Source organism: Sulfurospirillum diekertiae (assembly GCF_011769985.2).
GTDB classification, from domain to species: domain Bacteria; phylum Campylobacterota; class Campylobacteria; order Campylobacterales; family Sulfurospirillaceae; genus Sulfurospirillum; species Sulfurospirillum diekertiae.
Map to the genome: position 1 here is coordinate 1,858,709 of NZ_CP039734.2, position 25,001 is coordinate 1,883,709.

Annotated in this window: 34 protein-coding genes; 15 read left to right on the forward strand and 19 right to left on the reverse strand. The window is 37.0% G+C overall.

Annotated elements, in window-relative coordinates:
• The 4 genes from maf to FA584_RS09495 all read right to left on the reverse strand — a co-directional run bounded on the left by maf (position 1) and on the right by FA584_RS09495 (position 5,652).
• Complete coding sequence (gene maf / locus FA584_RS09480) at positions 1-555, reverse strand: septum formation inhibitor Maf (protein WP_096047073.1); 555 nt, start codon at positions 553-555, stop codon at positions 1-3.
• A 1-nt stretch (position 556) separates the two neighbouring features.
• Positions 557-1,054 carry a hypothetical protein gene (locus FA584_RS09485; protein WP_096047074.1) on the reverse strand — a complete coding sequence of 166 codons (498 nt, stop codon included), beginning with the start codon at positions 1,052-1,054 and terminating at the stop codon, positions 557-559.
• 3 nt (positions 1,055-1,057) lie between these two features.
• Positions 1,058-3,604: an alanine--tRNA ligase gene (gene alaS, locus FA584_RS09490; RefSeq protein ID WP_096047075.1), complete on the reverse strand. Its 2,547-nt coding sequence runs from the start codon at positions 3,602-3,604 to the stop codon at positions 1,058-1,060.
• A 95-nt stretch (positions 3,605-3,699) separates the two neighbouring features.
• Entirely contained in the window at positions 3,700-5,652 is a 1,953-nt protein-coding gene (locus FA584_RS09495; RefSeq protein WP_167749279.1) for a glycoside hydrolase family 17 protein, read from the reverse strand.
• A 160-nt stretch (positions 5,653-5,812) separates the two neighbouring features.
• On the opposite strand from FA584_RS09495, the gene FA584_RS09500 reads away from it, so the two are divergent.
• Entirely contained in the window at positions 5,813-6,064 is a 252-nt protein-coding gene (locus FA584_RS09500; protein ID WP_167749280.1) for a hypothetical protein, read from the forward strand.
• 117 nt (positions 6,065-6,181) lie between these two features.
• A complete protein-coding gene (locus tag FA584_RS09505; protein ID WP_167749281.1) occupies positions 6,182-6,742 on the forward strand; it encodes a hypothetical protein in 561 nt (186 codons plus the stop codon).
• 71 nt (positions 6,743-6,813) lie between these two features.
• Here FA584_RS09505 and FA584_RS09510 read toward each other — a convergent pair whose 3' ends face one another.
• On the reverse strand, positions 6,814-7,296 hold the full coding sequence (locus tag FA584_RS09510; RefSeq protein ID WP_167749282.1) for an Lcl C-terminal domain-containing protein: 483 nt from the start codon (positions 7,294-7,296) through the stop codon (positions 6,814-6,816).
• The gene (locus FA584_RS09515; RefSeq protein WP_167749283.1) at positions 7,293-7,979 is read right to left on the reverse strand and encodes an SDR family NAD(P)-dependent oxidoreductase; all 687 of its coding nucleotides are present in this window, start codon (positions 7,977-7,979) and stop codon (positions 7,293-7,295) included. The genes FA584_RS09510 and FA584_RS09515 overlap by 4 nt, the downstream gene beginning before the upstream one ends.
• Positions 7,980-8,085: 106 nt before the next feature.
• Between FA584_RS09515 and FA584_RS09520 the strand changes: the two genes are divergently transcribed.
• The 4 genes from FA584_RS09520 (at position 8,086) to hemH (ending at position 11,020) form a co-directional block, all read left to right on the forward strand.
• The gene (locus tag FA584_RS09520; protein ID WP_167749284.1) at positions 8,086-9,177 is read left to right on the forward strand and encodes a DegT/DnrJ/EryC1/StrS family aminotransferase; all 1,092 of its coding nucleotides are present in this window, start codon (positions 8,086-8,088) and stop codon (positions 9,175-9,177) included.
• 3 nt (positions 9,178-9,180) lie between these two features.
• Positions 9,181-9,417 carry a Gfo/Idh/MocA family oxidoreductase gene (locus FA584_RS14515; RefSeq protein ID WP_256431161.1) on the forward strand — a complete coding sequence of 79 codons (237 nt, stop codon included), beginning with the start codon at positions 9,181-9,183 and terminating at the stop codon, positions 9,415-9,417.
• 223 nt (positions 9,418-9,640) lie between these two features.
• Entirely contained in the window at positions 9,641-10,081 is a 441-nt protein-coding gene (locus tag FA584_RS14520; protein WP_501993676.1) for a Gfo/Idh/MocA family protein, read from the forward strand.
• Positions 10,082-11,020, forward strand: coding sequence for a ferrochelatase (gene hemH, locus FA584_RS09530; RefSeq protein WP_096047082.1), 939 nt, complete (start codon positions 10,082-10,084; stop codon positions 11,018-11,020).
• Here the strand turns inward: hemH and FA584_RS09535 are convergent.
• From FA584_RS09535 to flgB, 4 genes are read right to left on the reverse strand one after another with little or no spacing between them, the layout of a single operon-like run.
• On the reverse strand, positions 11,010-12,806 hold the full coding sequence (locus tag FA584_RS09535) for a peptidoglycan D,D-transpeptidase FtsI family protein (RefSeq protein ID WP_096047083.1): 1,797 nt from the start codon (positions 12,804-12,806) through the stop codon (positions 11,010-11,012). The genes hemH and FA584_RS09535 overlap by 11 nt on opposite strands.
• Positions 12,807-12,818: 12 nt before the next feature.
• On the reverse strand, positions 12,819-13,115 hold the full coding sequence (fliE, locus tag FA584_RS09540; RefSeq protein ID WP_167749285.1) for a flagellar hook-basal body complex protein FliE: 297 nt from the start codon (positions 13,113-13,115) through the stop codon (positions 12,819-12,821).
• A 5-nt stretch (positions 13,116-13,120) separates the two neighbouring features.
• Positions 13,121-13,615: a flagellar basal body rod protein FlgC gene (gene flgC, locus FA584_RS09545; RefSeq protein ID WP_167749286.1), complete on the reverse strand. Its 495-nt coding sequence runs from the start codon at positions 13,613-13,615 to the stop codon at positions 13,121-13,123.
• Positions 13,616-13,624: 9 nt separating this feature from the next.
• Positions 13,625-14,059: a flagellar basal body rod protein FlgB gene (gene flgB, locus FA584_RS09550; RefSeq protein ID WP_087439081.1), complete on the reverse strand. Its 435-nt coding sequence runs from the start codon at positions 14,057-14,059 to the stop codon at positions 13,625-13,627.
• A gap of 120 nt (positions 14,060-14,179) precedes the next feature.
• Between flgB and FA584_RS09555 the strand changes: the two genes are divergently transcribed.
• From FA584_RS09555 to FA584_RS09570, 4 genes are all read left to right on the forward strand, one after another.
• A complete protein-coding gene (locus FA584_RS09555; RefSeq protein WP_087439082.1) occupies positions 14,180-15,340 on the forward strand; it encodes an FtsW/RodA/SpoVE family cell cycle protein in 1,161 nt (386 codons plus the stop codon).
• Complete coding sequence (gene murG / locus FA584_RS09560) at positions 15,337-16,356, forward strand: undecaprenyldiphospho-muramoylpentapeptide beta-N-acetylglucosaminyltransferase (RefSeq protein WP_167749287.1); 1,020 nt, start codon at positions 15,337-15,339, stop codon at positions 16,354-16,356. Before FA584_RS09555 ends, murG begins: the two co-directional genes overlap by 4 nt.
• 9 nt (positions 16,357-16,365) lie before the next feature.
• Positions 16,366-16,824 (forward strand): GNAT family N-acetyltransferase, encoded by a 459-nt coding sequence (locus FA584_RS09565; RefSeq protein ID WP_096047087.1) that lies wholly within the window; start codon positions 16,366-16,368, stop codon positions 16,822-16,824.
• A 138-nt stretch (positions 16,825-16,962) separates the two neighbouring features.
• Complete coding sequence (locus FA584_RS09570; protein WP_167749288.1) at positions 16,963-18,171, forward strand: DUF6538 domain-containing protein; 1,209 nt, start codon at positions 16,963-16,965, stop codon at positions 18,169-18,171.
• A gap of 27 nt (positions 18,172-18,198) precedes the next feature.
• Here FA584_RS09570 and FA584_RS14905 read toward each other — a convergent pair whose 3' ends face one another.
• The gene (locus FA584_RS14905) at positions 18,199-18,300 is read right to left on the reverse strand and encodes a type I restriction enzyme endonuclease domain-containing protein (protein WP_167749289.1); all 102 of its coding nucleotides are present in this window, start codon (positions 18,298-18,300) and stop codon (positions 18,199-18,201) included.
• A 169-nt stretch (positions 18,301-18,469) separates the two neighbouring features.
• Here FA584_RS14905 and FA584_RS09580 point away from each other — a divergent pair, with 169 nt between their 5' ends.
• The 3 genes from FA584_RS09580 to FA584_RS09590 all read left to right on the forward strand — a co-directional run bounded on the left by FA584_RS09580 (position 18,470) and on the right by FA584_RS09590 (position 21,404).
• Positions 18,470-19,075, forward strand: a complete 606-nt coding sequence (locus FA584_RS09580) for a hypothetical protein (protein ID WP_167749290.1) — start codon at positions 18,470-18,472, stop codon at positions 19,073-19,075.
• Positions 19,076-19,237: 162 nt separating this feature from the next.
• Positions 19,238-19,453, forward strand: a complete 216-nt coding sequence (locus tag FA584_RS09585; protein ID WP_167749291.1) for a hypothetical protein — start codon at positions 19,238-19,240, stop codon at positions 19,451-19,453.
• Entirely contained in the window at positions 19,446-21,404 is a 1,959-nt protein-coding gene (locus FA584_RS09590; protein WP_167749292.1) for a DEAD/DEAH box helicase, read from the forward strand. Before FA584_RS09585 ends, FA584_RS09590 begins: the two co-directional genes overlap by 8 nt.
• A gap of 199 nt (positions 21,405-21,603) precedes the next feature.
• Here the strand turns inward: FA584_RS09590 and FA584_RS09595 are convergent, their stop codons facing one another.
• From FA584_RS09595 to FA584_RS09630, 8 genes are all read right to left on the reverse strand, one after another.
• Positions 21,604-21,885 (reverse strand): hypothetical protein, encoded by a 282-nt coding sequence (locus FA584_RS09595; RefSeq protein ID WP_167749293.1) that lies wholly within the window; start codon positions 21,883-21,885, stop codon positions 21,604-21,606.
• Between the two features lie 73 nt (positions 21,886-21,958).
• Positions 21,959-22,327: a hypothetical protein gene (locus tag FA584_RS09600; RefSeq protein ID WP_167749294.1), complete on the reverse strand. Its 369-nt coding sequence runs from the start codon at positions 22,325-22,327 to the stop codon at positions 21,959-21,961.
• Positions 22,328-22,600, reverse strand: a complete 273-nt coding sequence (locus tag FA584_RS09605) for a zinc ribbon domain-containing protein (protein ID WP_167749295.1) — start codon at positions 22,598-22,600, stop codon at positions 22,328-22,330.
• Between the two features lie 36 nt (positions 22,601-22,636).
• Positions 22,637-22,816, reverse strand: coding sequence for a hypothetical protein (locus tag FA584_RS09610; protein ID WP_167749296.1), 180 nt, complete (start codon positions 22,814-22,816; stop codon positions 22,637-22,639).
• Between the two features lie 71 nt (positions 22,817-22,887).
• Positions 22,888-23,373 (reverse strand): hypothetical protein, encoded by a 486-nt coding sequence (locus tag FA584_RS09615; RefSeq protein WP_167749297.1) that lies wholly within the window; start codon positions 23,371-23,373, stop codon positions 22,888-22,890.
• A gap of 54 nt (positions 23,374-23,427) precedes the next feature.
• Positions 23,428-23,661, reverse strand: coding sequence for a hypothetical protein (locus tag FA584_RS09620; RefSeq protein ID WP_167749298.1), 234 nt, complete (start codon positions 23,659-23,661; stop codon positions 23,428-23,430).
• Between the two features lie 10 nt (positions 23,662-23,671).
• Positions 23,672-24,103, reverse strand: a complete 432-nt coding sequence (locus FA584_RS09625; RefSeq protein ID WP_167749299.1) for a hypothetical protein — start codon at positions 24,101-24,103, stop codon at positions 23,672-23,674.
• Positions 24,104-24,109: 6 nt separating this feature from the next.
• Positions 24,110-24,277, reverse strand: a complete 168-nt coding sequence (locus FA584_RS09630; RefSeq protein ID WP_167749300.1) for a hypothetical protein — start codon at positions 24,275-24,277, stop codon at positions 24,110-24,112.
• Between the two features lie 108 nt (positions 24,278-24,385).
• Here FA584_RS09630 and FA584_RS09635 point away from each other — a divergent pair, with 108 nt between their 5' ends.
• Positions 24,386-24,646: a helix-turn-helix domain-containing protein gene (locus tag FA584_RS09635; RefSeq protein WP_167749301.1), complete on the forward strand. Its 261-nt coding sequence runs from the start codon at positions 24,386-24,388 to the stop codon at positions 24,644-24,646.
• Positions 24,647-24,811: 165 nt separating this feature from the next.
• The gene (locus FA584_RS09640; protein WP_167749302.1) at positions 24,812-24,967 is read left to right on the forward strand and encodes a hypothetical protein; all 156 of its coding nucleotides are present in this window, start codon (positions 24,812-24,814) and stop codon (positions 24,965-24,967) included.
• Positions 24,968-25,001: the final 34 nt, after the last annotated feature.

The window sequence follows — 25,001 nt, forward strand, 5'->3', positions numbered from 1 at the left end:
TTACTTGGTCAAAAAAGGCAGAAGCTTCTCAACGCTCAGCCCCATAGCGGTACTCTCTAATCCGACCACTTCTTTAATATATGATTTACAAAATCCTTCCACCATACATGCGCCCGCTTTTCCCTGCCATTCATCACTCTCTAAATAATCATGCAATGCTTTGGTATCAAAAGGTAAAAAAAGATAATCGGTGGTTGAGAGATCAATAAGTTCAATCGTTTTGGATTTATAGATCATACAACTGAGGATGCTCACCGTATTGCCACTTTGCGCTTCTAAAATACGTTTGGCATCGGCTCTGTCTTTGGCTTTACGAAGGATTTGCCCATTGGCAGTTACAACCGTATCGGCACACAAGACAGGCATTTCCAAGTCGTATTTTTCAAGGTAACTCTGCATTTTTCCCTTGGTCGCATGGTAGACAAAATGCGAAGGATCACTGATGCGAAGGCTCTCTTCATCAAAGCCAGCATCTCGTTGAATGAACGGAACTCCAAATTTGCTCAGCAGTTCTGCTCTCGTGATAGAAGTGGAGCCTAAAACGATCGTTTGCATCTTAATAGCCTCGTAAAATCACGCCAAAATAGACCGAGATAATGGCTAAAAGTAAATTAAGCGGAATAAGATATTTCACCATTAAGATCACATTTTCCTCGACCTCAATGTAATTCTCTTCGGCTAATCCTTTTTTAGCTCTGAGGTATTTAAAATACATGTAAATAAAATTAAAGGCAATAAATGTCCAAAGGGCTTCTTTAGTATGCACCATGACATACGTGGTAGGATTGCCTGATTTAAAGCCAAGCCCTATGTGCATAAACACCGATGTTATCACGATCACTAACATTACAGGGACTAAAAAAAGAATATAACGGCGCATCATTTGCATACAACTATTGAACTTGATCTTTTCATCAGGAACATATTCTTCCACAGGTTGAATGACAAATCGCATTATGAACATACTGCCAATTAATAATGCTGAACTAATGACATGTAAAAAAACGATGATTCTGCCAAAATCGCCAAATATTTCTATGAAAAAATCACGCATCATCTAGCCTTGAAGAACCGTTTTAGCATACTCAATGGCTGCTTTTTTAGCTTCCTCTATTTTTGAAGCATCGCGTCCACCTGCTTGTGCAAAGTCATCACGACCACCACCACCGCCACCAACAATAGGTGCAATCTCTTTAATCCAAGCACCTGCCTTAATGGCCGCATTTTTAACACCTGCTGCGATCATCACTTTGTCCTCTTTGACTTGCAACAAAAGTACCGCAACAGATTCTTTTTCATTTTTAAGATCATCAATACGCGCTTTAATATCTCCAGCGCCAAGAACGTCAACGATGAGTTCAACACCGTTTACATGTAAAGATTCTACGGCTTTTCCTGCGTGGGCATTAAGAGATTCAACTTCCGTTTTTAAGGTTTTAATCTCTTCTTTAAGACGGTTAATACCGATGAGTGGCTCTTTGTGTTTGAGACTCTCTTTAATCGCTTCGATTTCAGCTCTAAGGTTTTGGGCATACGCTAACGCCGCACCACCACAAATCGCTTCAATACGCCTCACTCCCGCACTCACACCGCTCTCTTTTAAGATGAAAAAACTTCCAATATTGGCGGTATTGCTGACATGCGTTCCACCGCACAGCTCAATGCTTGCATCGCCAAAACTAACCACACGAACTTCTGAGCCGTATTTTTCACCAAACAGTGCCATTGCGCCACTGTTTTTAGCTTCCGTTACATTCATTAGTTTAGTTTGCCCCGCAACACCACTGGCAATGAAGCTGTTCACTAAGGCTTCAATTTTCACAATCTCTTCATTACTCAACGCTTTAGGATGGGAGAAGTCAAAACGTAGACGATCTTTTTCAACCAAACTTCCCGCTTGGCTTACATGATCTCCTAAGACTTTGCGAAGAGCGCTGTGAAGGAGGTGCGTTGCACTGTGATGTTTTTCGATCTCTAAACGTGAGAGATCAACACTAACACTCACCTCATCATTTACATGTAAAGGCATATCAAGTTCTACCAAAGAGAGATTTAGGTCAAAAAATTTCTTGGTATCAAGGACTTTTCCGTATCCTTCGATGATACCTTCATCGCCACTTTGTCCACCGCTCATCGCATAAAATGGTGTTTGCTCAAACATGACCCATCCGTTTTCTTCCAAGCTCTGAACCTCTTTGAAGTTTTCATCTAAAAGCGCTAAGACTTTTGTTTTGGCTTCTTTTTGAGTGTAACCCACAAAGGTATTGAGGCCAAATTTTTCAAGAAGCGGTTTAAACTCACCTTGAGTTGCTTTGTCACCACTGCCTTTCCATGAGGCTTTGGAACGTGCTTTTTGCTCCGCCATCAAAGCTTCAAACTCGGCTTCGTTAACGCTTAACCCTTTTTCTCTGAGCATATCAGCTGTCAAATCAAGAGGAAAACCATACGTATCGTAGAGTTTAAACGCCACTTCACCACTAAACATTGTTTTGGTATTGGGGAGTTCTTTCTCAAAAAGTTCGAGTCCTGAAGCGATGGTCGCAAAGAAGCTCTCTTCTTCGTTTTTGATCTGTTCAGCAATGACCTCTTTTTTAGTCACAATGTACGGATACTGTTTACCCATCAGATCACACAACGTATCTAAAAGTTTGTACATAAAGGGCTCTCTGAGTCCTAAAAGATAACCATGTCGAACGGCACGACGAAGGATGCGTCTAAGCACATACCCGCGACCGACACGACCAAAAGTTGTGCCTTGTGCCACAAGAAAGGAAACGGCACGAATATGATCCGCAATAACACGGTAACTTGCACCCGTTTTGTACGCATAAGGTTTACCACACAGTTCTGCCACTTTGTTGGTGAGAGGAATAAAAAGTGTTGAGTCATAGTTGCTAAACACACCTTCTTTAACTGCCGTCACACGCTCTAATCCCATACCTGTGTCGATGGAAGGTTTTGGAAGCGGATGAAGGACACCTGCTTTGTCACGCTCATACTGCATAAACACAAGGTTCCAAATTTCTAAGAAGCGATCACCATCGCCTCCCATGTAGTCTTCAGGCGTGTTAAAGTTCTCTTCCCCTTGATCAATAAAAATTTCGCTACATGGACCACACGGACCGGTATCGCCCATTTGCCAGAAGTTGTCTTTATCACCAAAGCGTATAATGCGGCTCGCATCAATATGTTTTTTCCAAATTGCCTCAGCTTCATCATCGCTCTCATGAACCGTTACCCACAATTTTTCTTTTGGAAGTTTAAGCACTTCGGTCACAAATTCCCACGCATGCGCAATCGCATCTTCTTTAAAGTAATCGCCAAAAGAGAAGTTTCCAAGCATTTCAAAAAAAGTATGATGGCGCGCTGTATAACCGACATTATCAAGGTCATTGTGTTTACCACCCGCACGAATACATGTTTGGCAACTTGTCGCGCGTGGAGGGTTAGGACGAGGAACTTCACCTGTAAAAACACTCTTAAAAGGAACCATGCCTGCATTGGTAAACAGAAGCGTCGCATCATCAGGTACAAGTGGAGAACTCTCGACAATCTTGTGACCTTTTTGTTCAAAAAACTTTAAAAACTCTGCTCTTACGTCCATACTTTCTTTCCTACCGTTATTAAAAATTTATTTATTTTAACGAAAAAACCTAAAGGCTATTATTAAATCCCCTAAAAACAGTCACGATACGATCTCTACAATGCACACTGATCGTTTAAGCGATACCCAACAATCCACCAACCTAAAACAACAATGATAGCGCCTAAAAAGCCATTGAACGTTAAAAGACAAAAAAGTCCCATGATGATCGCAATCATTCCCAATACATAACTTCCGGAGAGCACACTAAAGATGGCAACCACAATACCCGAAAGCCCTACGTAATTGAGATAAACCACTTTGCCAAGAAGTGTTCTAAATTGGCATACAGGAAGCATTGGGTCAGCGGCGCACACGTCTATCCATGACTCATTGACAAAGATGCCTTCTTTCATCGCTACCAAAAGAAGCGCACTTACAATTAAAATCAGAAAAGACTTGGTAATGCCACACAGTTTAGAGGGAGAAAGCCATAAAGTCGAACCAAAAACCAGCACGCATACAACCCAATTAAGGGCAAAATCATTCCGCGCACTTTCATGCAGTAAGACCGCCAAAGCACAGATAAAAAGTGTCAAACCACTGACCTTTTCCATCAAGCCATTTAGCTCTTTGCGCTCCGTTGCAAAATAGACCACCGCATAAACCGTAGCGATGATACCTAGCGTTCCAAGCTCAAAGTTGAGATACCTTCCATCAAACGCCAAAGCGAGTGCCATAACAAGCACCACGCTCACACTTAACAGATGCAAGGCATCTTCCCAAAATGTTTCACTTTTAGGTTCACTCAGTGTTATAACACTCATAAATCGCGCCATAGAACCACGCATCTCTATCTCTTCATCAATGAGAAAACGCACCAGTTTCAACCATAATAAAAAAGCAATACTCAGGCACAAAATCGCCCATGCGTACTCTAAATTATTGCGCGAAACGATCCAGTAAGCATTGGCTTGCCATGTGAGCGCCACCGAACCGCCAAAAAGGGTCGCAAACCAATATGGTGCTTTTTTACATGAACATCGTGGCAATCCCCAAAGCCAAATCAACCCAACCAGACTGAGCGTACAACTGGCGATGAAAAGCCAAAGAGCATTGGGAAAGTTGGAAACAAAACCATGTAAGATGTGCTTATCCGCCCTATTCGCATCAAATAGCCCCCAAAAACCGCCCACTGCACCTTCACTCATACGTTTCCACGGCTGATCGAACGCCTCGATAAAATTGTATTTCCAACCATTCTCTTCCGCCATTTTGACAAAACCGCGCGTGAAGAGCGCTTGGTTCACAGCACTGGGGTATGCACTTTCTCTCATACGCCCTTCACTCGGCCAACCTGTCTCCCCAATGACGATCTCTTTGTCAGGGATTTTTTGTTGCATCAACTCGCGAATATTCTTTACATGTAAAAGCGCTTTGTCCACACTGATGGGCTTGTCTTCCCAGTACGGCAAGATATGAATGGTCACACGATCCACCGCAGGAGCGATCTCAGGATGCTTGTTCCAAAACTCCCATACATCTGCATACGTGATGACCATATCAGGCAATGCCTGTTTGACTTCGCCTATGTAACCTACTAGTTGAGAAGCACTCACATCGTTACGCAAAAGCGCTTCATTTCCGACCACAACTGTTTCGATGATGTCTTTGTTCTCTTTGGCTAAACGAATCGTCGTGTCGATCTCTTTGCGCGTCAAAGCGGCATCACTGCTCACCCATGCACCCAACCACAGTTTCAGCCCATGTTTACGCGCAATTTCAGGTAACTCTTCAAGCCCAACGCTTGAGTAAGAACGAATACAACTCGTAATCGTCGCCAAATGCGCCAAATCTTTGTCCATCTGCTCCGTTGAAGGTCGAAACCCTTTAGCGATGTTCATCGGCGACTCATCTTTTCCAAAAGGAGCATAAGAGAGACATTGCAGTTTAACATTTGGGTCTAACGTGATAAGGCTAGAAGAAGGCAAAGCCATCCAAAACCAAAAAAGCCCCAGCGACACAAACATCGCAAGGTAAAAAAGGATCATTTTAAACGTGTGATTCATGCAATTATGCTCCATCATTATTAGTTGCGCGATTATACTAGAAATGGGTTTAAGGGTTTACATGTAAAGAAATTTAAGATGAAAATTGGCTATTTAGATACAATTATTCAGTTAAATATCGCTTTGAAAATTTTTACATGTAAAGATAAGGAAAAGATAAATGAATATACTTCAATTAGAAGAAAAACTAAAAGAATTATCGGTACGGAAAGATTCGTATTCTTTATATGGAGGTTTCCCAAATGAAGCATACTGCATATCACAATTTGAAAATACTTGGGAAGTTTATTATAGTGAAAGAGGGTTGAAAACAAATATGAAGATATTTTCAGATGAAGCGAGTGCTTGTGAATATTTTTTTCATTTATTAATAAAAAATGTTTTGAAAAAAGAACATCTTAGTTTATGCTAAACTTTTAACTTTTGCAAGACCGTGCTATCAACTACTTTAAAACATTCTACTTTTTCCTCTTAAAACCTCACGGAATAGTTCTTGTATAACCCTCTGTATCACACATAAAGGATACACATGTCGATTTTGCAGTTTATTAAAGAAAATAATTTAGCGTGGCAGCCTTCTTTCAACGGCGAGATCGGGAATGACCTCGTGGGCTACCGTGGCGCTTTGATCGTTGAAGAGGGAAAACAACTCTCACCAGATCGTATCTTGCCACCCAAAGTGCAAGCCAAACAAGTTTTATTGGTTTCAAATGACGACACCGTCACTTTTTTTGCCGCTGAATTAGAGAGTATTTTGCATTTTGAGGCTTTTTTTGAGCGCTACAAAGCCTTTTTTACGCCTGCCACCTTGGTCGTGCTGTATGTCACCGATTTGGATAAAAACGGCACATTTACCTATGAAGGTGTCACCATTCATGCGTACTCTTTAGCAGAAAGCTCTGTGTGGAATGAACTGCTTGATCTCTCAGGACTCGATAAAAGTGAACTCAAAAAACTTGACAATAAAAAGAAAATCGACGTACTGTATGAAGGACTTTTAAAGACCGATTGTGCGGCAAAAGCGATGAGTTATGAAGAGATACTCAGCCACAAAGGCACAAGTTCTAAAAAAATTATGGGCGCTGTTTAAGAACTATTTTGCATCCTCTTTTTGGTTTCATGCACTTTACATGTAAAGATGTGGCATGAAATCAAAAGGGCTTAACGCACCAACAACACCGCTCCCATATAGCCCTTTGTATGGGCATCCGCACTTCCATCGAGAAAATTAATCGTATAAAAAAGCGTTGGTATCACATCATCACCTTCAAGGTAAATGGAAGAACTGAGATAATTTGCTCCTTCACCAGTATCGTGAAGTTTTCCAAACAGTGTGCTGTTAATCACAGGTGTTTTACAGCGTTCATCCACCAAAGTTAAAAGCTCATCAATGCTCGGTATGCGCCAAGCTTTTCCTAACGCATTCGCCTTTTCTTCCGCCTCTTGACGTTTTAGAAGTTCTATTTCGCCCATACATCCTTTGCCTTTTTGCCACTCTTGTCCTAAAGCGCATCGACGCCAGATTAAACCACTTTTTTTATCGACTACTTCACCCTCTTTGGCTATTAATGTGTCCGTTTTAAACGAACACTCTGCCAACAAACTCAAAGAAGTTAACACAAAAGCGACGAATAATCGTCTCATGGATACACCATTTTTTTAGAGACACCGCCATCGACCACAAAATCACTCCCCGTGATAAATCCATCTTCTCGCTCCAATAAAAAGCTCACCACCTCAGCAATGTCGCTTGGCTTGCCAATGCGTCCACTAGAATGCCATGCCTGTTCTTCTACAGTTGCCACATAGCTTTCATCGGTATTGATCCAACCCGGGCTGATGGAATTGACACTGACATAACCTGCAAGGGAGATTGAAAGGGCATGGGTTAAAGCGACAATGCCACCTTTGGATGCAGAATAAGGCTCCGTACCCGCTTCTGACATAAACGCTCGTGTCGATGCAATGTTAATGATATGCCCCTGTTTCAAAATGGGCGCAAAGGCTTGCGATAAAATGTATGGAGCGGTGAGATTGACCGCGATGATTCTCTCCCAGTCCTGCAAACTCTGTTCATTTAAGGGTTTATGGATAAAAATACCCGCATTATTCACAAGCCCATACAACGCATCTATCTCTTTTGTAATCTGCTTTATTGCCGCTTGTAGCTCTTGAGTATTACTAAGATCGCACGTATAAAATTGTTCAAAAAAATGATGGGTTGGAACCTCTTTATCAAGGGCTATGACACGGTAATGGCGGCAAAGTTTTTCAGCGATTGCTTTGCCAATTCCTCGCGATGCTCCTGTTACTAAAACTGTTTTCATATATAACCTCCCTAACGCATACTAAACGATAGCACATCAACACTTTATCCTCGCAAAAGAATGTTTGGAGTAAAATATTAGCTATTTTTAACCTAAAGGTACAATGATGCAAATCCCTTTTATCGACCTCAAAACGCAATATGAAACCTATAAAGAAGAGATCAACAAAGAAGTTTTAAATGTTTTAAGTTCTACCCAATTTATTATGGGACCACAAGTGACAAAACTTGAGGAGAACCTTGCAAAATACACAGGTGCAAAGTATGCCTTTGCCTGTTCAAGCGGAACGGATTCCCTTTTATTAGCCTTAATGGCGATAGATGTCCAACCCGGTGATGAAATCATCACGACGCCATTTACTTTCATTGCAACGGCAGAAACTATCGCTCTTTTAAAAGCAAAACCTGTCTTTGTGGACATTGATGAAACAACGTATAACATCGATCCAAAGCTAATCGAAGCAAAAATTACACCTAAAACAAAAGCCATTATGCCCGTCTCTCTTTACGGACAAACGGCGGATATGGACGCCATTAATGCTATTGCAAAAAAACACAATCTAGTCGTTATCGAAGATGCGTGCCAAAGTTTTGGAGCAGAGTACAAAGGCAAAAAATCATGCAATCTTTCAACCATCGGTTGTACCAGCTTTTTCCCATCCAAACCTCTTGGATGTTATGGTGATGGTGGTGCTGTTTTCTGCAACGATGATGAACTTGGTGCAAAACTTAAATCACTCCTGAACCACGGACAAGGCAAACGTTACGAGCACAAATACATTGGTATCAATGGTAGACTTGATGCACTTCAAGCCGCCATCCTCAATGTCAAAATGAACCATTTTGAAGCAGAATGCAAAAAACGTATCGAAGTCGGTAGCCGTTACAGTCAATTGCTTGAGGGCGCAAATGTCGTTACACCAAAAATCATGAGCGATCGAAACTCTATGTACGCACAATATTCCATTCGTGTGAAAAATCGTGAGGCAATGATCCAAAAATTAAATGATGCGGGCGTTCCAACAGCGGTTCACTACCCTATTCCCCTTCACCTTCAAGAAGCATTGAGCTACTTAGGTTATAAAAAAGGTGACTTCCCAATCAGCGAGCAAGTCGGAACTGAAATCATGAGTCTTCCAATGAGTCCGTTCTTAACAGAAACGCAACAAGATTTCATTGTCAACGCAATTAAGGCATAAATGATGGTTAAAGTAGCACTAATCGGTCTTGGCTCTATGGGTCAAAACCACTACAGAGTTTTAAAGAGTTTACCAGAGTTCGAGCTCACAGCATTATGTGATATTCAACAAACCAGAGAGTACGATGAGCCGTTTTATACAGACATTGACGAGATGTTAGAAAAAGCAGACTTTCAAGCGGTGGTTTATCGTTGTTCCAACCTTTTTACACAAAAGTGTTGCGCTCAAATGTTTAGCTAAGGGCAAAGATCTTTTTATCGAAAAGCCAGTCGCATCAAACTGTGAAGAGGCTTCTGAAATTCTTAAAGCTGCCCAAAAAGCGAATGCGAAAGTCTGTGTAGGCTACATCGAACGCTTCAACCCAGTCGTTTCAGCGCTCATCAACGAACTTGAAGGTAAAGAGATTTACAGTATTGGCATTACCCGCGTTGGACCGTTCCCTCCACGTATTGCCGATGTTGGCATCTTGACCGATCTTTCAGTGCATGACATTGATCTTATTCGTTTCATTACCAAACATGAAATTGAAAAAGTTTCGATCTACAAATCACAAAAAATTCACAATCACCATGAAGATAATGCTATTTTGTCATTTCAGCTCACAGGTGAAATTGTCGCAAGCATTACCACCAACTGGTTAACACCTTTTAGAAAGCGTACGATTGAGGTCGCAACCAAAGAGGGCTATTATGAGGCTGATTTGATGGCACAAGATTTGACAGAATATTCAGAATATCAAAAAAACAACTCGTATGTCATCCGCAAAGTCATGCTTAAAAAAGAAGAGCCTCTGATTCGTGAACATAAAGCCTTTGCACAGTACATCGAAACAGGTGATCGTCATGGTTTAAGTACCATTGAAGATAGTATGATTACCCTCGACATCTCTTCACGAAAGGCATAAATGGTTCAAAAAGCGCTTGTACTTCTCAATATGGGAGGGCCTAACAACCTAGATGAAGTCAAGCTCTTTTTGTCTAATATGTTCAATGACAGCAATATTATCACCGTTAAAAGCTCGCTTTTACGACGTTTAATTGCTTTCATCATTACCACATCGCGCACAAAACAAGCACAAGCAAACTATGCGAAACTGGGTGGAAAATCGCCCTTAGTGGGGTACACCCAGCAGCTTGTTGATAAACTCCAAAATGCTCTATCCTCTTTACATGTAAACTTTGCGATGCGCTATACACCGCCCTTTTGCAATGAAGTCATTGCTGAACTTCAAAAAAAAGGGATTAAAGAGGTCATTTTACTGCCACTATACCCACACTATTCAACGACGACCACCAAGTCTTCCGTTGAGGATTTTATGAAAATTGCCAAAACATTAGGCTTCACGGGTAAAATACGCGTTATTGACCATTTTTATGAAGATAAAATGTATAACCTACTTTTAGTCAAAAACATCAAAGAAGCGCTCGGGGAAAATAATCCTGCCCAAATGGAGCTTATTTTTTCTGCCCACTCGTTGCCTCAAAAAATTATCGCGAATGGGGATCCTTACCAAAAAGAGATCACATTACATGTAAAGCTTATTGCTGAACTTCTAAGAGAAGAAAATCTTCATTTTAAAGCGATTCATCTCGCCTACCAGTCCAAACTTGGTCCCGTAAAATGGCTTGAGCCTTCTATGGAAGAGAAGCTAACTTCGCTTGAGAATAAAAATGCGCTCATTGTACCGATTTCATTTACGATTGATAATTCGGAAACGGAGTTTGAACTCTGCATGGAGTATGCAGAACTCGCACATAAATTAGGCTTTGATCGTTATATCGTTGCGAAATGTCCCAATGATGATGAGGCTTTTGTGGAGTGTATTACACACCTTATTGCTTGATTTCTTGCGGGGTATTTTGAATATCGGAAGACGGTGTGAGATATCCATTGTCAACAAGCTTTTCAATGATCTCTTTAAAAACAGGAACCGCACTTTGTGCTGCAAAATAAGCTTGTCTTTTTTTCGCTTCACGTACAAGTACACCTACGGTATATTTATTTTTCTTATCGTTAACAAAACCAAAGAATGAACCATTATAGATTCTAACATACTCACCATCTTCTGCAATGTGTGCTGTTCCTGTTTTGCCACCTATTTCTAAACCGCTCATTTTCGTTCCCGATCCCGTTCCTTGCTGAACAACTTTAATGAGAATTTTTTGGATACGTTTTGCCACCGCAACAGGAATAACCTGTACTTCTGGATTTTTTTCAGGAAAAAGTTCTTGTCCCGTTGAAGAGACCAATTTTTTAACGATAGAAGGAGTGAGCAATCGTCCGTTATTATTAAAAGCGTTATAGGCTTTAATAATTTGCATAAACGTCGCATTCATACCATAGCCATAGCCTACCGTTGCTTTATAAATGGGTGAATTAAAACGGTTCAGCGCAGGAATAATACCTGGGTTTTCAAAAGGAAGATCCACGCCACTTCTGACAGAAAATCCAAAATCCTTCAACCCTTGATAAAACTCTATTGCATCAAGTTTTTGAGCAGCTTGAGCCGTTCCAATATTACTCGAATAAACAATAATATCTTCAACGCTTAATTTATCTCCTCTATGCTCATCCTTAATCACTTTCGTACCAAGTTTATAGCTTCCTCCATAAATATTGTACATATCATAAGGATTGATTTTATTGGCTTTAAATAAGAGCGAAAAGGTAATAGGTTTCATGACCGAACCTGGTTCATAAATATACTCTATCGCCGAAATATTAAGAGCTCCATAATCTTTTTTGTCAATCGTGTCAGGATTGAAACGATTACTTGAAGCTAGTGTTATAAATTCGCCTGTTTCGCTATTCATCACGCCAGCTATAATCTCTTTAGCATCAAGATTTTTTTGATATTTATCCAAAACACTTTCAATCATTTTTTGCATTTTGAGTGACAGAGTTAAATGGACATCATAGCCATCAAAACGACGCGATGAGACGCTATTACCATCTAAGATAATGGCATTGGAGATATCACGTGAACCGATAATTAGCGAGTCTTGTACGGATGAAAGTTTGTCTTCGTAAAAACGCTCAATTCCTTTAACACCTGTTGATTTGGTAATATTTTTTTGCTCAATTTTCTTTACATAGCCAACAATAGGCGTCACAGAGTCCCCAGAAGGGTAGAGCCTGTATTCGCCACTTTCAATGACACTCAGACCATGGAGAAAAGCAACACCCGTTTTAGGGTCTTCAAAACTTTTAAAAACACCTAATTTATACAGTTTTCGTGAAAGTTCTTGTAAATATTTAGCGCTTTTAGAATCGATTTTATACGATAAGACGGTTGTACCAGAATTTGCATTAAGTGTTGCAGCAACAGCCTTGGGATCATCCCCGCTGTATAAGGAGTAAAGTTTAACAAAGAGGTCAAATTTTTGAGGATCAACATTACGAGTATCAACGATTGCTTTGTAGAGTTTTTGACTCGTTGCAATCTTAAAACCATCCGAACTAATGATGTTACCACGAAGAGCATAATTAACTTCACTGTGCTCTAATTTGGGTAACCTTCTATCAATAGTTGCCCAGTAAAAAAGTGTTCCAAGGAAGATAATAAATCCAATAAGAACAACAACAAAGAGAAAAAGGATTTTGATTTTTTTGGTGTCAGCTTGTTCCATGTAGGCAGAAAATTAAATTTGTGTCCTAGCAATCTCTTTGTAAGCACTGAGTGCTTTATTGCGAATTTCTAACATCATTTTCATACTCATTTCTGCTTTATTGATGGAAAGAGCCGCTTGATGTAAATCTTTCACTTCCCCCGTGGCAATATCAGCCATTGCTTTATCACCTTTCACTTGGGAATCATTGATCTCTTCAATAGAATCTTGTAAAATTTTTGAAAAGTCACCACTTGATGAATCAGCTTTATTAACAGTGATATTGGATTTATTGGTTAATGATGAAAGTGTGTCAATTGTACTAGCCATTTACCTTATCCTTTTAAAATATCTATTGCACTTTGTGCAATGGATTTCGCACTTTGAAATGCTGCTACATTCGCTTGATATGCTCTTGTTGCTTCAACAAGATTGGACATTTCAATTACGGGATTGACATTAGGATATGCAACATATCCTTCAGCATTGGCATCAGGATGGGAGGGGTCGTATTTATATTTAAATTCGCTCTCATCACGTACCACTTTATCCACTTTAACACTCATTATAGCAGGATTGGCATTTTCTTGCAAGAATGGGTCATCAAGTGGGTTTTCATAATCAAGCATATTATTTTGTTTAGCAATTTTGGCGTTAAGTGTTTTGTTAAAATCAATCGCTTTAAAGACAACATCTTGGCGCTGATAAGGACCACCTTCACTGGTTCGCGTGGTATTTGCATTTGCGATATTGGAGCTAATGACTTCCATACGATAACGTTGGGCAGAGAGTCCGTAACTACTAATATCAAAACTGCTTAAATAGGACATCTGTTTTCCTTATATTTTTGACGAATATTCAATAACGCTTTTAAAAATAAGACTATCTTTTTGTAAAGCTGAGCTTAACGCATTAAACATCATGGCGTTTTTACCAAGCTCCGAAGACTCAACATCTAAATCAACCGTGTTACCATCATTTCGAGCCATTTGTCCATCTCGAAGATATACCGTTGCTTTAGAACTATCAAAATCAGTAATGCCGCTTAAGTGCGCACCATCGGTTTGAGCCATTTCAAGTTTAGTGGAAGCATTATTCGTACCATAAATTTCTTTTGTTTTTGCAATCAATGCACTTTCAAAGTCCACATCTCTTGCTTTGTAAAAAGGTGTATCGATGTTCGCTATATTACTAGAGACAAGATCTTGTCGCATTGATCTAGCATTTAAGCCTTCAACCATTAATTTATTTGATTTGCTAATCTCAAAACTCATCGTTTTCCTTTCCACATTTCTTGTTGTATACAAGCAAATTTTATTCCAAATTGCGATACTATAAGGTTTAATCTATTTTAGTGTAGAATAATATAAATCCCAACTATACAATAAGAAACCATGGAAACAGATAAAATACTTTTTTCACTCAGCACCTTTGCCATCTGTGTTGGCATTGTTTTTTCATTGTCCTTACCAGTGTTTACGACACTTTTCTTTGACTATTCAGAGTATCATTTCTTCATTCGACAATTTGCTGTAGGAATGGTGAGTATCACGATAATGTGGGCGCTTTCACAAGTAGATCCTGATAAATTTTTAATCCATATTGGCTTCACAATATTTCTCAGTTGCCTTCTACTGATGGGCGTGATGCACTACCTTCCAGAATCTTTAGTAACCTCTGCTGGTGGAGCAAAAAGGTGGATTAGACTTCCAGGATTTTCACTAGCCCCTGTTGAGTTTTTTAAAATTGGTTTTGTTTATTTTTTGGCATGGAGTTTTGCAAGAAAACTCAATAATGATAAAAAATCACTCAAAGAAGAGATGAAACTTATCCTCCCTTATTTGGCAGTTTTTGTCTTGGTTATCTACTTAATAGCCGTAATGCAAAATGACCTTGGACAAGTGATTGTTTTAGCATTGACCCTTGCCGTGATGGCATTTTTTGCAGGAACAAGTCTTCAACTTTTTATGCTTGCCATTTTAGGCTCCATTTTTGTTTTTCTTGTGGCAATTTTTAGCTCCAGTCACCGAATCTTGCGTATCAAAACATGGTGGGCAACCATTCAAAACATGGTACTTTCTCTCTTCCCTGAAAAAATAGCCGCTGTCTTACGAGTCGAAGATGCACCAGAGCCTTACCAAATTTCACACTCGCTCAATGCAATCAAGCACGGTGGTATTTTTGGAGAAGGCATTGGCAATGGAATGTTTAAACTAGGCTATTTGAGTGAAGTTCATACGGACTTTGCCCTTGCTGGTATTGCTGAAGAGCTGGGAGCACTTGGTGTAACCATTTTGACCTTAGTTATTATCACGATTGTTTATCGTATTTTTAAAATTGCTAGCCGAAGTTCCAATAAAGTTTATTACCTCTTCTCGCTTGGCATTGGACTTCTCATCGTTTTTTCTTTCCTAATGAACGCCTATGGTATTACTTCGATTACCCCTATCAAAGGTATTTCCGTTCCATTTATTAGCTACGGTGGTAGTTCTATTTTAGCCCTTGCAGTGGGTATTGGAATGGTACTGATGATTAGTAAAAAGGCTAAGCTATGATTGCTATTACGGGTGGAGGAACAGGCGGTCATTTGGTTATCGCCCGTGCTATTAAAGAAGAGTTAAACAAGCGCGGACTCAAACCTATTTACATTGGCTCTACTGCAGGGCAAGATCAAACGTGGTTTGAAAATGATAAGGGATTTGAAAAAACCTATTTTTTAGAAAGCCGCGGAGTGGTCAACAAAAAAGGGATACATAAAGTCCTTGCTCTCTTTACGATCATTCGCTCAGCCTTTACATGTAAAGCTCTTTTCAAAAAACATCAGGTTAAGTATGTTTTTTCAGTAGGGGGATATTCCGCTGCCCCTGCTTCATTTGGAGCACTCTTGTGTGGCATACCTCTTTATATTCATGAACAAAATGCAATCCAAGGTAAACTCAATTCCCTTTTAAGACCTTTTTCTAAAGCATTTTTTAGCTCTTATGACGCAAAAGCAACTATGACGAGTTATCCCGTGAGTGAAACTTTTTTTAAGAGTCGAAGAGAACGATCGGATCTTAAAACAATCATCTTTTTGGGAGGAAGCCAAGGAGCAACCTTTATTAACCACCTAGCGCTTAAAATGGCAAAGCTTTTGCAGCAAGAAGGCATTGCTATTATTCATCAAACAGGAAAGAAAGAGTTTGAGCAAATGAAAAAATTTTACGAAGATGAAGGTATTTTAGCGGACGTGTTTGATTTTTCTAACGCAATCCCTGAAAAACTTGCACGTGCTGACTTTGCCATTAGTCGTTCAGGTGCAAGCACATTATGGGAACTTTGTGCAGCAAATGTGCCCGCATTATTTATCCCTTATCCTCATGCAGCTGCAAACCACCAACACTTTAATGCAAAAGCACTCGCTGATCAAAAAGCAGCACTTATCCTTCCCCAACAAGATATTGATCCAGTAGCACTTTTAACCCATATTAAAAGTATCAATCTTTCAAATGTTTCCAAAAAATTATCTCAACTCATTCATGATGGTGGAGCTCAAGAAATCGTCGACTTTATGTTACAACCCAAAAAATAAGGAGAACCCATGTTAGAAAATCTTATTGTTCGTATTGCAACGCGTGATGATGCTAAAGAAATAGCCGAATTTAATGTACTATTTGCAAAAGAAACTGTAAATAAAAATGTTTCACTTGCCCTTACAACGGAAGGCGTCCACCAGGTCTTTTCAAAATTTCACAACGGCTTTTACCTTATAGCTACGATTGATCATGTCATCCTTGGATTAGCCATGATCACAAGAGAGTGGAGTGATTGGAGCAATGGTGCTTATTATTGTATTCAAAGTATTTTTGTCACCGATCATGAACATGAAAAAGAGATCCACGATGCGCTTTTAGATAAAGCAAAATCATTGGCAAAAGAGCACTATGATGTATGTGGCATCAGACTTTATGTTCACAAAGACGATAAAGCTACACAAAAATCGTATGAAGAATTGGGATTACAAAAAACAAAATATAGGGTATTTGAAGAGACATTTTAAACGAAGTGGTGCGCCCGAAGGAATTCGAATCCCTGACCTCCGGTACCGCAAGGTTCGCTTAAGGTTACGCAAAGCTCTAAATATAGGCGTTTAAAGCATATAGACTACACCTAAGAGATACACAAAAGTGAGTCTAAGGTGCAATATCTTTCTAAGAATAAACATGACATTTATCAAGTTAGAATAAGGGTAGCCAATAGACTGTTACCCTACTTTAATAGACATGAAATCATCAAATCATTAGGTACTAAAAAATATCAAGAAGCTAAACAAGTAGCTTTCTCTTTTATATCTCCTTATCAAAGTATTGACCTCATAACTCGCACAACATTATTGACCGACTATCAAATACAAGAGTTAGTCGAAACATATATGCGAGATGTCCTCAAGATAAGTACTTCAACTAAAGACCTCATGTCACAACCTAATTCATCCGCAAAGATGAGTAATGAAAAAGCTATAGACCTCTTTTTGAAGAACTATAAACCTACAACAAGTAAAGTGCAGTACAACGAAGTATCCTCTTTTATGCTCAATATATTTTCTCATATTGTCCCTAAGCGTATGCCAGTGGAGAATATGAACTTAGAAGGTATCCTCAATCTTAGAGAGGTGCTTACCAAACTACCTAAAAGGAATATCCAAAAGTATAGAGATATGAGTGTTAAAGAGCTTATGAAGATTACACCACTTGCAGAAGAAGCCATTAGCACAACGACACTTAACAAATACATCAAATGGACTCGTAAGTTTTATACCTTTTGTACTGAGAATGATTTCATGAGAAAGAACCCTACTACAACTCTAGGAACAGTTACAAGTAACGATGCTATCACGGAAAGATTACCTTTGACCGCTCAAGAGATTAAACAACTGTTTGAACTTAGCAAAGATGAATTAGTTTTTCACAATGGTATCAAAGCTCTAGCCTACAGTGGTATGAGACTATCTGAACTAGCAAAGGCAAAGATTAACAAGATAGAAGGACTTGATTGTTTTGATTTGAGTAGTAAAACATTAAGACTCAAGACAAAAGCCTCTTATCGTATTATCCCCATCCACCACAGTATCAATATAGACCTCTTGAGCCAACTACCTGACCTCGAGAACTTTAGTAAACGAGTGAACACCCTCATCAGAGAACACATCACCACAGATACTAAAAAAGTCTTATACTCACTTAGGCACACTTTAGCCACTGAGTTAAAATTCAAGAGAGTGGATTCTTTAGTCATTTCAGAGATATTAGGACACGCTCACAGCGGTATGACTATGGGGAGATATGCAAGTAGATATCCATTGAAAATACTTAAGAAGGCTATAGACAAACTCAACTTTGAGAAATAATATATAAGGTCTCATAGAGGATATCTTTTACCTACTCCACTCGTCACTCAACACTTCTGCTTGTTTCATCACCGCATCTAGTGTTTCAACTTGCTTATCTGGTGGATATTTATACTTTTCAAGAGTCATGCGCGTAATATTAAGAATTTATGGACATCAAATTCTCTTTGTTCACAATTAAAACTGATATTACCTCTTTGTTGTTTTGTAAATTTATTAAATGTAAATATTTAAGATGAGATTTGATAACCTTACTTTTTATGAAAAGCATCTAAAATTTTAATGCAAAGTCAATATAATGAAAGAAGATATGGAATTGATATGTAAAATATTAAATCATTCAATAAATGAAATTTACTATAAAGCTATCGACAATATTATTCGAAAACATCCTACAATATCATATAAAACTGTAAAAGAAGCTATAGGAGAATTCGATATAGGAGAAGAAATACAGCTACTTTTATATGAAGCTTACACGCTTTTAGATTTAATTAAAGAAGCAGGTATTTCCGAAAATAATTATAGTAACATGGCTAAACAATATAAACATGCATCTAAAAAGATTTTAAAACTATCGCTAGAAAAAAACATCATTTACATGCTTCCAAAACCATCGAGGGTAGTATACTACCTAGCATATATACTTCATCAACATTTTCATATAAATCAAGATGAAATAAAATATATCCTAGATATTCTTTTGCCTACTAGAGAACCAAATAAATCGAGAATGCCTAAAAATAAAGAAGATTTAAATAAAAAAATTCAAAATTCATGTGAATTACAGAAGCACCTTGCAAATACCAATGAAGGGCTACAGAAAAAATTAGCGTACTTCACATTATCAATTTTCATCTTTGATGAGATGAATCACTACTCTCACCTTGTTTATGACATATAATCGCTCCTAAAATATACTAAACAAGCCAATCAAAATATCCATTACACATCAATATACTGATGTATAACTCTATAAAAAAAAGCATAAATTAAACTAAAATTTTAGAACCAATTGGGAATAAAAAATTCTTTCTGTGCATAGAAAGAATCAAAAGGTTTTATTATGAATATAGTGGTTGAACAAAAAAGATGGCTTTCGCCAATAGAGTTGGAAACAGTTTATGGTTTCTCAAAATCTGCACAAGCAAAAATGAGGATGGCTAGCAACAACTCGACATTACCATATACAAAAATAGGAAAAAAATATATACGATATGACCGTTTACTAATTGACAAATGGCTTGAGTTAAATCAAGTACAAGGCGTTTCTAATGACTAGTGTTATGGAAATCGTAAAAAAATCAATTGATTCAGTAATAGAACCAGTTACAGTAAAGAAATTTATAGAATTATTTAGTAAAAAATGGTTGAGCTTTGGAAATATCATTACACCACAATTATTAAAAACATGGGAATTAAATTGCGTAACTATGAATCAGGTAGCAATAAGCAATAAGCACAAAGTAAAAATTGTCAAATATATTGTTTCAGCAGTAACTGGCTCAGGAAAAACTGAGTGTCAAATTACTTATTGTTCTTTATTGCCAAAACATATCAAAGTTCTAGTTAGTACAAACCTTACTGATGAAGCCGACAGGATAGCACAAGCCATAAACAATGAATCTGGAGATAAAAGAGCATCAGCATTTCATACTAAAAATAGCACAACTATAGAAGAAGCCAGTCAGTATCAAATTGTAGTTGTTTCGCATGAATTTTACAGAAGAAATTTTGATGGTGGAGAAAAATGGGATGAATTAGTTGCTGACAGAGACCTTGTTATTATTGATGAAGCGCTCGATACTCTCAAAGAAATATCTATTAGTAAAAAAGATATAGATATTGCTATTAATATCTTTACAGAGTTATCAAAATGGAAAAAGTTTCAAAAGGATAGACAATTCCAAAATGATTTTGAAATGCTCAAGTACGAAAAAGAAATTTTAATGTTACTTGTTCAAGAGTGTGGTGGTGGTACTAAATTGATTAACTCTGAAAAATCATACGACATTCCTTTGGAGCAAATGCATCCGAGTATGTTTCCTTCATATCATGGACAACGAATCCACAATATTTTAGGTTTAAAATACAATTATTTAAAAGAAATTCTTACTCGCAATAGCACTATCAAATACAATGCAATTTTGACAAAGCGAGATGATTCAAGCAAAGACCGACTTATACGCAATGATATTATTAAAACTCTCAATAATCTTGAAAAATTAGTAGGAAACCAAGTATATATTACTGCAAATAAAGGAGATTATTCTTACAACCATGTTATTGATAGTACCCCAAAAAAGAGTCTAGTTTGTTTTGATGCAACTGCAGATGTTAATCAAATATATAATATTAGAGCAAAGTATCATAATGATCTCGCAAAAATAGAAAAATTTGATAAAGTAAGAAACTATGATGCGGTTACACTACATTTAGTTCCAACCAACACTGGTAAAGGAAGCATCCAAGAAAAAAATATTAACAGTATTTTAAAATCTATCATTTTTGGAAAGCAAACTTTAATTATTTGCCATAAAGAAAATGAGGCTATTGTCAGTCAAATTATTCGTAATACTTACAGCGATAAGGATATCAAAATTTCGCATTGGGGTGCCATAACGGGTCTAAATACTTGGAAAGAGTTTGATACATGCGTTATCATAGGCTTAAATCATAAACCAAAATCTTTTTCACAAAACAGAGTAAATATTGCAAGTAATGAAGAAATAGCATTTGGAGAAAACCAAAAAGTGCTTAATCATGCAATTAGTACCTCCGATATTTCATCAGAAATTATACAAGCTATCAATCGCATTAGAGTGAGAAAAATCATATCAAGCGATGGTGGTTGTGAAAGTGCAAATATTTATCTTACTTTGCCTGTTTTTGATTTTGATGAGCATGTAACTCTTATACGCCAGCAAATGTTGAATATTTCTATTAAAGATTGGGATGTCGAAGGTTTGCTTACAGTTGCAGAACTAAAAAAAGGTCACTTGCAATCCATATTGCTGTATCTTGAATCTCATTTAATGCATGGGGATGAAATATCAATATATGAGCCAAGAAATACTTTAAATATCAATGGAAGAAGTTATGGCGATATTATTAATGCAAAAGATTTCGAAGAAAAATTAAAAATAACTGGTTATGAAATTTTAACCAAAAAAGAACTTGGTTCAAAAGGAAGAGCTAAAAAGAGAGCAAGCAAGTATATTCGAAAAATTTAGGTAATCCAAATTTGGTGGTACTCTATAAGAAGATTTTTTATTTATATAGGGCTCCGCCAAAAATGGAAATAATTATTTTTTAACATTTTAATACCCTTCGGCTTTGGCATCCCCGCACTACGCTTAAGCTTCGCTTGGGCGCCACGCCTACGGTACAACTACTTTATAATGACGCTGTGGTTAAAGGCGATTTATTTCACTATAAAGAGGTCGCTCCGAAAATTGCATACCTTTTTTCATCAAATGGTTGTTTGTTTAATGTAACATTTATTTTTTTGTTATTTAGCGTCATAACAAACTCAATATAATAGTCGCTTCGATTAGTTATGGTACCGTACTTTTCTGCATATTTTAAAGCATCTTTATAGTCTAAACCCCTAAAACATGTGTTTAATCCACCATCATCCAATATAGACAAAAGACCATTATCAATATTATTCTTCGTTGCTTCCGATAAACCAAATAGATTGCCAAACATCACTTATCTCCCCTTATTAATTTTTATTTTATAAGACAATTTTGTAAAAGAATCTAGCTGACACTGAATGCAACTTTTACTTACTAGCAATTTCAGTTATTTTTGTTATCAGCTCATTTATACCTTGTTCCATTGTTATAGTCATATAACTAGCTGTAATTACAAAAGTACCATTTGAAGGAACTTTGACAAAATTTACAAATACCTCTTTCCCAAAAATCTGTAAGGTTGCCCAACATATGTTATTATTTTTTGCATTGCCACCATTGTCTATTGAAAACCGCTCAGCAGCACTGTAATGCTTATCACTTATTTCAATTGGTTTTTCTGTGTTAAGAGATTGCACAATAAGTGGATATATTAGTTCTTTACTATTTTTACTAGAAACTTTACTAAATACAATAAATAGTAAAATCAAGACAATAACGATTAAAACTATTTCCATTTACAATTCCTCTAGTTTTTTTTCAAAGTCTTTTAATGCTTTTTGAGTTAATAACTCCTGATAATTTTTTAGAATTTCACCACATTTTGTACAAAAATTGGCATCATGCTTATTTTCAGCATTGCATTTTGAACAATACTGATTATAGGTTCTATGATTAACTGCCCTATAAGCATCTGCAGCTATATCTGTTACTTTGTCTGCACCCTTCAAAGCAAGCTTAATGATAAAAAAAACTACTGAAAATAAAAAAAATACGAATCCATAAACCATAAATCATTCTCCTTTAAATTTAAATATTTCACAAATTTATTTAAAAATAATGCTTAAAACTCCAGTTAACAAAAGAACTTCTACTGCAATCAAAAGCACAATGGAAGTCATATAAAGTTTTTTATTTTTGATTAGATTATCTTTTAAATTTTCAGGCATTACTTTTTTTATATCAGATAATGTTTCTTGCCATGTTTCGCTAAACACATTTGCCATTTTGTACCTACTATGTTATTTTTAAGAAACCCCAAAGAAACAAGTACCAAGATAACGAAACAAAAACTACATCAAAAATAGTGCTTATATCTTTGCTTTAGTGTATTGGCTATTCTTTCCATAATGCTGTCTTTTTCGATATCTATTGTTTTACGATTATCGTTAGATTCAATTACTTTTCCAGAGCAGTCATATAACGTAGAAGATAAATTAATTGCATTATTTTTTCCAAAACTAACCAATCTAAGTCGTTTCGAGTATCCATAAATCACATTTTTTTTCACAGAAGCAGGAGCATTTTTAAAAGCTGTGTTAGTGTAAATTTCTATCATTAAGAATTGAATTAATTGATGTTCTTTATCAACAACAACACTGGTAGTATCTCCAAAGAAGAATCCCCATTCGTCATCTTCTGTCAAAAGAAAATATCTACTTTTATTATTTATTTTCTCTTTTAGCCACGACAATTCACTTTCGCTACATGCAAGAGGCAGGTCTTTAGCAATCAAACAAGAATTAAACATAATACATATCATCAGCAACACTTTTTTTATCATGCAATTATCCTTTGTTTCTAAAGTTTAAACTGGCATTTTTTACTTCATGATTCTTTATTTAGATGCAAGCCCCAGCAATGTTGCACCGATAAATAACAATGCACCATAATTTAAAAGCCAATTCTTTTTAAAATATAGCCAATTAAACAGGAGTGGCACCGCAACTATGTACATTCCTACAAAACTTAATTTTCCGACAAAGTAAAAAGATAAAGCACCACCAACAATATATCCTGCTAAAAATCCAATTGATGTTAGAACTATTGAAATAAAGATATTTTTAACCATAGATTCCTACCTAAAACAACGATTTCAACTTTAACTTCATTTCACTTCCGGTATCAAATAATGTTTTGTCACGAGAAGTGCATTTGTATAAAGACTGACTTGTAGCTTTACCTTCTGTATTAGTCTCAATAAAAAAGAAGATATTAGAAGAGGAATTAAAGATAAGTTTTTCACACCCCCTAAATAAGTTACATTTAGAATATCTATCACCACCATTTGTTGTTGTACTATATGGAAATGTCTCATTTTTGAATATTGCTTCACTTTGCTTAAATACAACATCAATGTTAAATTCATTCCTTCCTTTGGCTTCTCTTTCCGAAATTGTCTTACCATTATCATCAACAAGAGTACATGACAGATACTTATCTTGAAAATCAGCTGCTGAAACAAATGGTGTCATTAAAATAGACAAAAAACAAAATGATTTGAATAAATTCATTGTTACTTAGCTCCTATCTTGTTTGGATATTTTGCTACCTAATTCTAAATAAATCCATGGTGCAACATATAATAAACCTAAGCCAAAAAAAAATATAAATGGGAAAGCACATACACCTAAAAAACGCAAAAAGTAAACTTGCTTCATTGTTAAGCTATCGAACCATTTTTGCATAATATATCCCCTTGTATAGTAATTTAATTATTACATAGTGATTACTAGTTGAAAGAATAATGGTATCTCAATAGAATTGAAGCTATCCTTAACAATTGAGAAAGCCTATTGAAAAATATTGAAGATGTGACAACTGAAGTTATTGATGCGTTCCATCTGCAAATTGTAAGAAACGTTAAAAAGTTGCGTGAACCAAAAGGATACAGTCAATTGGCTTTGGCACAAGCGTTAGGTCATAAATCTGTTGGTCTTATTTCTCAAGGCGAACTTTATCTCAAAAAACAACACTTCAACTTGGAGCATCTTTATAAAATCGCTTATATCCTTGAATGTGATATTAAAGATTTAATTAACACAGATACCCTCTAAACTCACTCACTTTTCAAAAATACATCGCGCAGTTTTTGTAGGCATATACTCCTATTTCTCAAAACATAAGTTTCCCATAGCCCTCTAGGTCTAATCCATAAAAAGAATTACTTACCATCAATAATATCTATCTAGTGTGATGAAATTAAATCACAAGGAGTTCCAATGTTTACTATTATCACGCTCTTAGTAGCAACACCTGTTCTATTGGTTTTATACATGTTTGGTTCAAAGCCAACACAAGGAAGAATCGAGAAGATATACGACAACAGTGCCAATCGAATCTTAGACGATTTGGAAGCAAGAGTAAAGGGAGAGTAATATCTCCTTCTACACTTAAACGCTCAAGGATAGT